Source organism: Deltaproteobacteria bacterium, assembly GCA_016218975.1.
Classification (GTDB): domain Bacteria; phylum Desulfobacterota; class Deferrimicrobia; order Deferrimicrobiales; family Deferrimicrobiaceae; genus JAENIX01.
In genome coordinates, this window is the sequence record JACRCO010000012.1 from 1 (window position 1) to 9,065 (window position 9,065).

Annotated in this window: 10 protein-coding genes; 1 reads left to right on the top strand and 9 read right to left on the bottom strand. The window is 62.3% G+C overall.

Annotated features, from left to right (window positions below; genetic code table 11):
- Positions 1–256, top strand: a 256-nt coding sequence (locus tag HY896_01710) for a hypothetical protein (GenBank protein ID MBI5575060.1), incomplete at its 5' end; no start/stop codon positions are given.
- Positions 257–324: 68 nt separating this feature from the next.
- Here HY896_01710 and HY896_01715 read toward each other — a convergent pair.
- The 9 genes from HY896_01715 to fliG all read right to left on the bottom strand — a co-directional run.
- Positions 325–1,944 carry a GGDEF domain-containing protein gene (locus HY896_01715; GenBank protein ID MBI5575061.1) on the bottom strand — a complete coding sequence of 540 codons (1,620 nt, stop codon included), beginning with the start codon at positions 1,942–1,944 and terminating at the stop codon, positions 325–327.
- 158 nt (positions 1,945–2,102) lie between these two features.
- Positions 2,103–3,365, bottom strand: a complete 1,263-nt coding sequence (locus tag HY896_01720) for a flagellar hook protein FlgE (protein ID MBI5575062.1) — start codon at positions 3,363–3,365, stop codon at positions 2,103–2,105.
- A gap of 15 nt (positions 3,366–3,380) precedes the next feature.
- The gene (locus HY896_01725) at positions 3,381–3,809 is read right to left on the bottom strand and encodes a flagellar biosynthesis protein FlgD (GenBank protein ID MBI5575063.1); all 429 of its coding nucleotides are present in this window, start codon (positions 3,807–3,809) and stop codon (positions 3,381–3,383) included.
- A 13-nt stretch (positions 3,810–3,822) separates the two neighbouring features.
- The gene (locus HY896_01730) at positions 3,823–5,376 is read right to left on the bottom strand and encodes a flagellar hook-length control protein FliK (protein ID MBI5575064.1); all 1,554 of its coding nucleotides are present in this window, start codon (positions 5,374–5,376) and stop codon (positions 3,823–3,825) included.
- Between the two features lie 102 nt (positions 5,377–5,478).
- Positions 5,479–6,006 (bottom strand): MotE family protein, encoded by a 528-nt coding sequence (locus tag HY896_01735; GenBank protein MBI5575065.1) that lies wholly within the window; start codon positions 6,004–6,006, stop codon positions 5,479–5,481.
- Entirely contained in the window at positions 6,003–6,443 is a 441-nt protein-coding gene (gene fliJ / locus HY896_01740; protein ID MBI5575066.1) for a flagellar export protein FliJ, read from the bottom strand. The genes HY896_01735 and fliJ overlap by 4 nt, the downstream gene beginning before the upstream one ends.
- Entirely contained in the window at positions 6,418–7,782 is a 1,365-nt protein-coding gene (locus HY896_01745) for a FliI/YscN family ATPase (protein MBI5575067.1), read from the bottom strand. Before HY896_01745 ends, fliJ begins: the two co-directional genes overlap by 26 nt.
- Positions 7,751–8,386 carry a hypothetical protein gene (locus HY896_01750; protein ID MBI5575068.1) on the bottom strand — a complete coding sequence of 212 codons (636 nt, stop codon included), beginning with the start codon at positions 8,384–8,386 and terminating at the stop codon, positions 7,751–7,753. The genes HY896_01745 and HY896_01750 overlap by 32 nt, the downstream gene beginning before the upstream one ends.
- A partial coding sequence (gene fliG, locus HY896_01755) for a flagellar motor switch protein FliG (GenBank protein ID MBI5575069.1) occupies positions 8,379–9,065 on the bottom strand: 687 nt, incomplete at its 5' end. The genes fliG and HY896_01750, both read right to left, overlap by 8 nt.

Below are 9,065 nucleotides of genomic sequence, written 5' to 3' on the forward strand. Positions count from 1 at the left end.
CGATGTCGATGTGAAGGCGAGCGGAACCAGGAATCCCGGCGCCCTTGCGTTCAGAACAAATTCCCAAACGACCGCTGTATTTTTAGGCAAAACATGGAAACAATTCCCGGGCGGGGTTTCGGCGAAATATGCTTCGGCCAACGACAACAAAAAGTTTCAGACGATCGTGGTGGAGATCAGGGGCGCGGAAGAGTCCTGCGCGGCGGGGATAGCTTCGCAGATCGACTGGGCGAAGTTGAAGGAATTGATGTACTGACCGTCGCTCCCGGCCATCCATTGCGTTAAAAAACGGACAATTCGAAGCAGTCTTAACGCGGCAGCGGGTTAGAGCGCCCCCTGGGTGACGCGCAGCTCGGATGGCTCGCGGCGGAAGCGCGGCGCGGCCGCCCCGACGTTTGCGGTCTCAAGCGGAACGCGCTCAGGCGCGACCTGGACCCGGTCCCGCCCTGCGTTCTTGGCCCGGTAGAGTGCGCCGTCCGCCCTGAGGAGAAGCTCCTCCCGCTCCATCGAGGAGATCGACCCGCAATCGGCGATCCCGATGCTCGTGGATACCGTGAATTCGTACGGCGAGACTCCGCGGATATCCCGGCTCACCTTTGTCCTGATCCTCTGCGCAAGCACGGCCGCCCTCTCCGCGTTCGCATCGGACATCAGTATGACGAACTCGTCGCCCCCGTAACGGAAAGCATAGTCGGTCTTCCGGATGCTGGCCTTAAGTATTCCCGCGACGTGGCGGAGCACATGGTCGCCGACCTGGTGGCCGAAGGTGTCGTTGATCCCCTTGAAGTTGTCCAGGTCGAGGAGCAGCAGGGACATGTTCCGCGAGTACCGCTGGTACCGCTCGAACTCTCGTTCGAATATGTCCTGGAACGACATGTAGTTGAGAAGGCCGGTGAGAGCATCGTGATTCGCGGAGGTGCGGATTTTTTCCATGTCGGCGCTCCTGTTGAGGAATAGCGCGATCTGGCCGGAAACGGATTCGACCAGGCGGTCGATGCGGCGGTCGTCCTCCGGACGGATCGCCACTTGCAGGGAAAGGATCCCGACAAGGCGTTCGGCATGGAACAAAGGCGTTTCGATCTTCCGTGAGGCTCTCACGAGCCTGGGACGGCGGCCGGGCTCGGGAGAGAGGCTTGCAAACCGCTTGACCCGGATATCGGCCGCAGGTATGTGGATGCGATGACGGGAGGAAAGGATTTCCGACCATCCCCTTGCAATGGCGCGTCCGTCTCTCGCTGCCTGGGCCTTTATCCCCGGCGTTGCGCCGATTCGCACCGCCGGCTCGCCGTCATGCAGCGAGAGAAGCTCGATCCCGGAGACGAAGGAAACAGCCTCGAATTCCCGGCACAGCCACTTGAACATCGCGTCCGCGTCCTGGTTCGCGTGGAGCGACATGCTGAAACGGAGCAACCGTCCGAGTTCCTCGTTCTGGGAGGCCAGACGATCCCTGTCGGTCCGGACCTGCTCGCCCACTGAACGGTTCTCGCAGAATGCGCCCACCTGGACCCCGACGACGTCGAGAAGGCGAAGGATCTTTCGCCCGGGGACACGGTCCGCCCCCATCCGGAAAATTCCGAACCCGAGGCGCCGGCGCCCGATGCGCACCGGCATCGCGACGGAATCGGCGGGTTTCCTGCGGTTTTCACCGGCGGCGGACGCGCGGCCGAGGTCGTCGGAGAAGGCGACCGGCACCGCCCGAACCACAAGGCAGGGCGTTCGCGGAAGAATACGTGAAAAATCCTCGTCGGTCCGCCAGCCGGCCAGCATCCATTCTTCATCGCGGCGGACGAGAAATGCGCCCTGGTCGGCGCCGAGGAAGCGGGAGAGGAGGGAGGCGACACGGACAAGCCCCTTTTCCACGTTCTTCGCTCCGGCAAGCAATTCCGCTACGCAGCGAAGCAGCGTCGCTTCCTCGACCAGGCGGCCTTCCTCTTCCTGCCCCATTTTCTCCCCCACAGCAATGGAATTCCGACGACATCCAATATGAGCATTATCCGTGCCAAAGCCTCCCATTAAGAATTCATTCACTAATCCGGCTGCTTAGAACAGCGTACCCATAAAGCGCCCGTGGCAACGTCAATGGATTGGCGTCATGGATACGCTTATCTCTTCAGGTTGACGACCTCCTGCATCAGGTCATCGGTCGCCGTGATGATGCGTGAGTTCGCCTGGAATCCTCTCTGTGCGGAGATCATCTTTACGAACTCCACCGCCAAATCGACGTTGCTGAGTTCCAGCGTGTTCGAAGCGACCTTGCCGAGCCCGGAGGTCGCAGGGGCGCTGATGATCGGCTGCCCGGAGTCGTACGATTCCGCGTAGAGGTTCCGCCCGAGTTTCGCCAGCTCGGTCGGGGCGATGAACTTCGCCAGGGTCACCTGGCCTATGACGCGTGTCTGCCCGTTCGTGAAGATGCCCGTGATCATCCCGGCGTCCGATATGACGAGGTTGCGCAAGGAACCGGACGGATAACCGTCCTGGTCCAATTTCAGCACCGCGAAGTTCGAGGCGAACTGCATCGTGCCGGTGTGGTCGAAATCTATGCTCTGGTTCGCCGTTACGCTCGTGCCGAAATCGAACACGGGGTCGCTGCCCGTCACGCCCGTCAGGTTTCCGTCCGTGTCGAAAGTCAGCGTCTGAGGGCTGTTCGTCGCCTCAAGGTATCGGGAGGTGTCGGCCGGGTCCTGGTAGACGTAGTGGACATCCCATTCGTTGTCGTCGGTCTTCGTGTAGTAGAGGGTCACCTGGTGGGTGCCGCCCTGGGAGTCGTAAACGGAGAGCGTCGTGGACGAGCTGTAATTCAGCGGGTCGTTCGACGTTCCGTCGCCGTCCCCGTCGAGCGTGAAAGCGTTCGTTTCGATTTCGAGAGCGGCGTTGAGGTTCACAGCGACGTTCGCGGAGCCGGTAATCAGCGCGGGGCTCTGCGTGGCGATGACCTGGAGGTCGCCGTTCGTTCCGGTGATGTTCCCGGATGGGTCCGCGAGGTATCCCTGGAGCCGCTGGCTGTCGGAGTTCACGATGTATCCGTCGCGGTTGACTTCGAAATGCCCGGCCCGCGTGTAGTACCGCGCCCCGTTGTCGTTCACGGTGAAGAAGCCGTCGCCGTCGATCGCAAGGTCGAGGGCGTTTTCCGTGGTCTCGAAGGCGCCCTGGGTGAAGAGCGGGCCTACCTCCTGGACGAAGACGCCGCGGCCGACCTGGACAGACCCGGCGGAGTTGGTGATCGACTGGCTCAGCACGTCGCCGAAGGCGACGCGGCTCTTCTTGAACCCGACGGTGTTCATGTTGGCGATGTTGTCGCCGATGACGGACAGTTCGGTACCGTTGGCGTCCATTCCGCTGATTGCGGTGAACAGCGATGTCAGCATCTTCCTTCCTCCTTGTTATCTGATCTCTGAAATAGAGCTGGGATCGATCTTCGTGCCATCCTCAAGTACGACCGTGGTGCTGCCTTGATCGAAAGTCAGGGCGGTCACCGTCCCGTACTTCGTTATGTCGGCCCCGGACGAGTCCGTGGCGCCGTACCCCACCTGTTTTCCGATCAGCGTCGCGTCGAGCGTATTCTGGAGGGAGCCCTGGTACCGGAGCACGGTATCGAGGGCGTCGCTTATGTTCGTGAGCTGTTCCAGCGAGCTGAATTGCGCGAGCTGGGCGGTGAACGCCGTGCTGTCCATGGGGTTCATGGGGTCCTGCTTTTGAAGCTGCGTAACGAAAAGCTTCAGGAAATCGTCCTTCGAAACCGTATTTTTCGTCGCCGAGTTCGCGGCGGCCGTCGATGCCGCGGTTGCGTTGATCAATCCGGTCAGAGCCATGACTTCTCCTTTCTCAGACGAACAGGTTGACGAGTCCCGACGACGATGCGTTCGCAGGCGCGCCCGGCGATGCGGCGGCGCGGATCCGCTCCTCGCTTTCGGAAGAGGCGCCGTGCTGCCTGGCTTCCCCGGAACGGTCCCTGCGGTCCTTGAGCGAAACCGTGAATCCGCCGATATTCATGCCGTCCCTGGCGAGCGCTTCCACTATGTCGGGAAGGTTCCGCGCGATGAGCTCCCGGCCGGCCGAATCGGCTGCGGTGATCCTGGCGTTCACGACACCCTTTTCCAGGACGACTTCGATTTCCAGCTTTCCGACGCCCGGCGGGGAAAGTGTCACCTCTACCGACGTGTCGCTTTTCCGCTGGATGACGAAGTCGTGCTCCCCGAACCGGACGGTCTTCTGTCCCTGCGCGGGAGCGGCGCGATGCGCGGTGTCGGTTTTTTCCGCCGCAAGGCGGTCCGTGGCCACCGGATGCGAAGTGCCCGTATCCGTACTCCCTTCGATCTTGACCGCTGCGGGTTCCGTCTCCTTCTCCCGGGCTTCAATCCCCAAGGCCGACTCCGCAGCCGCATCCGCTGCGCTCACGAAGGCGGACGCCGCATCCCGGCCCGATGCCTTCGAACTTCCCTGCGAAGTCTCCGGAACGGTATGCGTCTCTCCGGCAAATGCCTTGGCCGGTTTCTCAAGGCGCCCCGCGCCTGTCGCATCATCGCCCGCTTTCGGAATCTCCGCCGCCGCCGGGTCCGCGCCGTCTCCGGATACGCCTGAAATTACCGCGAGGTCCCCGGGAAATTCATTGCTTTCCAGCGCCGCCGGATGAGACGGAGTCCCTTTCGTGCGGGAAGCGGCCGGTGAGGCAACCTTTTTATCCGCGTCCGCGGCCGCTTCCGCGGCAACGGCGGCTTCTTCTCCTTCGGTGCACCCGGCAAGCGAGCCACCGGGAATCGCTTCAGGCGAGGTTTCCTTCAAGGCGGACAGGGGGGGGGCAATCACGGGAACGCTTTCCGGGTTTATGGTCCCTCCCGCCGTTGCGGAAGCGGAAGAATCGGTGGAAATCGTTTCGATCATGGGCATGACGAACGGGGCGGCAGATAAAAGAACCGGGGCGGCATCGGCCGATTCCGCCGCGATCGTCGTTTCGAACGTCATCTCCTCCTCGTTCGTTTCCCCCGCGGTATCCGTTTCTTCCGCCCGGCAAGTTTCTCCCGCCGAATCCGTTTCCTCCGCCGCTTCAGCCTCTTTTGACTCTTTCAATTCCCTGGTCTTTTCCGTGTTCCTCGTCCTTCCAGGCTCTTTGGTCCCGCCATTCTCTTTCACATCCTTCGGCCGGTCCGTTTCGCCCTCGCGGCTCCGCTCGCTCTTTTCACGCGCCCGCGCGTCCGCCCTTTCCGACCTCGGGGGCTCTACGGGGCGGCCCTTTTCCGCGGAAGAACCGCTTTCCGCGAGGATCCTCTCGAAGCGGCTGCGGTCGGACGGCGAAAAGGAAGCGGGCCGCCGTCCATGCGCCGCGGGGTTGCATGCCACGGGAGATGCCGATCGATCGGGGAATGGGAGAAGTGTTTTCATGGCCGTCCTTAATACAACGAGCGTGCCACTTCACCAACCATCGAATCGTAAAGGGTTATTCTTTAAACCAGTGGGGGCGGCAGATCTTACGGGGGAAAAAAATCACTCCGAGGGAAAATTTTTCACGTCGCCGGGACTCGCCATCTTCCGGGTGAGTATGGCCGCCCGCTTCGGCTCCATGAGCGAAAGGACAGCGCTGGCCTTGCGGCTCTTCATCCTCGACAGGATCGTCGCGGCGGTTCCGTCGTCGAGCGCAGCGATCCTTGCGGCGGCTCCTTCGGGGGGCATCCCCTCATAGAGTTGAACGATCCGGTCGGTCCTTGCGTTCGCTTCGTTCTGCTTCTTCTTCTCCTTCTCCTGGACCTGTCCGACGAGCTTTTCATACCGGGCGATCTTCTCGTCGATTTCCTTCCGGAGTGCAAGGAGCCGCTCCTCTTCCGCCTTGAACGCCCGTTCCCTCTCGGCCATTCCCGGCGCGCCCTTGCCGCGCTCCTGCACGGAACCATCTTTGCCGGCGGCGTCGGGAGGCGCCGCCATGACGGCCGGGGCCGGGCCGATGAAGACCGCAAGCATCGCGGCGACCGCGGAAGCGCGGCAAGCCATGCGGAACAAATACATGTGCAGGCTCAACGGTCTCTCCGCTTCGTGGACGACAGGAAGTCCATCTCCTTGCGTTCCCGCTGCGATTCCTCTTTCGCCCGCTCCCGCGTGCGCCGGTCCTTGAGGGTCTCGACGACACGCGTCTCCTTGTGCGCTTCCACAAGGTCGTTCTGCCTGATGTCCAGCGCGGCGAGTATTCGGGCCAGGTCGGCCTTCATCGCGTCCATCTCCTTCTGGAGGTGGTAGAAGTAGCTGTAATAGATCCCCATCTCGTTCGGGCGGAGCGACCCGTCGCCCTGCTTGCGGTTGAACGAGTCGAGAGTATCAAGGTATGCGCTTTCGAGCGAGCCTATACGGGATTCGTGGGCGCTTACCGCGTCGCGCAGCTTGCGAACCTCGACCTCTATTTCCTCTTCCCTCCATTCCTTGATCTGAAGGATCTTACCGATCGTTCCGAGCTTGTTCATCGCGTGCCTCCTCTCTGAAGAGTTGGTGGAGTTGCGCGACGCTCTCCCGGAAATCCCTTCGCTCGTCCATACCCTGCCTCAGGTATCCCTTCAGGAGGTCGACCTTCCGTATCGCGCGGTCGACCTTGGGGTTGGTCCCTTCCTTGTACGCGCCGATGGTGATCATGTCTTCGTGCTTTCGGTAGGTCGCGAGCAATTCGGTGAAACGGCCCGCCGCATCCTTGTGGGTCGGCTCGACGATGTCGGGCATCACCCGGCTGATGGAACGGAGGATATCTATGGCTGGATACTGGTTTTCCACGGCAAGGTCCCGGGACAGCACGATGTGCCCGTCGAGGATCGCCATGGAGGCGTCCGCCACCGGGTCCGAAAGGTCGTCCCCCTCGACGAGAACGGTGTACAACCCGGTTATGCTCCCCTTCCCTTCCGTGGTGCCCGCCCGCTCCAGGAGCTTGGAGAGAATGACGGTCAGCGAGGGAGTGTATCCCTTGGTTGTCGGAGGCTCTCCAAGGGCCAGGCCGATCTCCCTCTGCGCCATCGCCACGCGCGTCAGGGAGTCCATGAAAAGGAGAACGTCCTTCCCGCGGTCCCTGAAATAATCGGCGATCGCGGTTGCCGTGAACGCGGCGCGAAGCTTCATCAGGGCCGGCTGCTCCGATGTCGCGACGACGAGGACGGACTTTCGCATCCCCTCCTCTCCGAGGTTCCGCTCGATGAATTCGCGGACCTCGCGCCCCCGCTCGCCGGTCAGCGCGATGACGTTGACGGAGGCGTCGGTGTACTTGGCGATCATCCCGAGCAGCACGCTCTTGCCGACTCCGGGCCCCGCCATGATCCCGATCCGCTGCCCCTTGCCGCAGGTGAGCAAACCGTTGATGGCGCGGATTCCGAGGTCGATGGGCTCCATGATCCTGCGCCGCGTCAGTGGATCCGGGGAGACGCCGTAGAGGGGATACTCAACTCCGCGGAGCGGCCCCTTTCCGTCCATCGGATTTCCCATCCCGTCTATGATCCTGCCGACGAGCTTCGGTCCGACGCGGACGAACACCTTCTTCCCGACGGAATGGACCCGGCTCCCGAGCTTGATCCGCGACAGGTCGCCGATCGCCATCAGCAGCGCCTTTCCGTCGCGGAATCCCACGACCTCCGCCTTCACGGGAGGGCCGTCGTCGGATGAAATTTCGCACGCTTCCCCGATCCTCACCGACAGGCCGGTCGCCTTTATCAGCAGCCCCGTTATTTCGACGATCTTGCCGTAAACCCGCAGGGGCTCCGATTTCCGGACGGCGTCGATGCAGTGCGACAGATCAACGTGCTGCACGCGCACTCCTGATCTCATCGATGATGACGCGGAGCTGTTCGTCGATGTCCGTGAGCACCTCTTCCGTGGTCCCCGTGACGACGGGCCCGGCCGGGGGCACGGAAGGGTCGACGTCGATTACGATCTCCGCCGGCGACTCCGCGAGCCCGTCCCGCATGCCCGAAATCATGTTGTAGAGGTCCGGATGCACCTTCACCGTCACCGGCCCTGTCCTTTCGATTTTCCTGATCGCCTCCTTCACGATCGAGGCGATCAGGTCGGGGTTGACGGCGATCTCCTCGATCAGGACCCGGCGCGCGATCGCCACCGCAAGCTCGACGACCTGGGATTCCGCCTCCTTCGCGATCTGCGCCCGCAGCGCATGCACGGATTCAACCGCGCTCTTCAAGCCGTCGAGAAGCCGTGCCGCTTCGCTCTCCACGCTCTCCAGGCCTGCCTTCCTCCCCTCATCGAAACCCTTGAGCTGCGCCTCGCGCACGGCATCCCTGGGGCTTCGCTGTGCGGAATGGCTTCCCCCGCGTCCTTCCGGACGCCCTCCGCGCGCGGGTTCCGCCGCCCCCTCGAACGAAGGAAGGACGTACTTCGCCACTTTCGCGTCCTTGACGAGCTTCCCCTTATACAACGAGCTCCTCTCCCGCCCGTCCGCCGATGACGATCTTCCCGTCCTGTTCCAGTTTCCTCGTTACGGTGACGATCTTCTGTTGCGCCTTCTCGACGTCGGATACCTTGACCGGCCCCTTCGTCGACATCTCGTCCTTGAGGATATCCGCCGCACGCGTCGACATGTTCTTGAAGATCTTCTTCCTGAGCTCCTCCGAGGCCGTCTTCAGGGCAAGGCTCAGCTCCTCCGTGCTCACCTCCTTCAGAACCGCCTGGATCGCGTGGTCGTCGAGATCCACGATGTCGTCGAAGACGAACATCAGCTCACGGATCGACTCCGCAAGCGCCTTGTCCTGCTCCTCTATCTTCAGGAAGAGCGCCTCCTCCGTCGAGCGGTCGGACTGGTTCAGAATCTCGGCGATCGTCTTTTTCCCGCCCACCTTGATCCCCGTGCCCACGCCGCCGACGTCCAGCTGCCCCTCGAGGGCGTCCCGGATCTCCTCTATGGCGGTCTCGGGGATCCTCTCCGTCATGGCGATCCGCATAGCGACGTCGGCTTTCAGCTCCTCCCCGAAGTGGGACAGGATTTCCGCAGCGCGGATCGGCTCGAGGAGGCACAGGATGAATGCGATCGTCTGAGGGTGCTCGGTCATCAAAAAGTTCGCCAGCGTCCACGGGTCGACCCACCGCAACGAATCGAG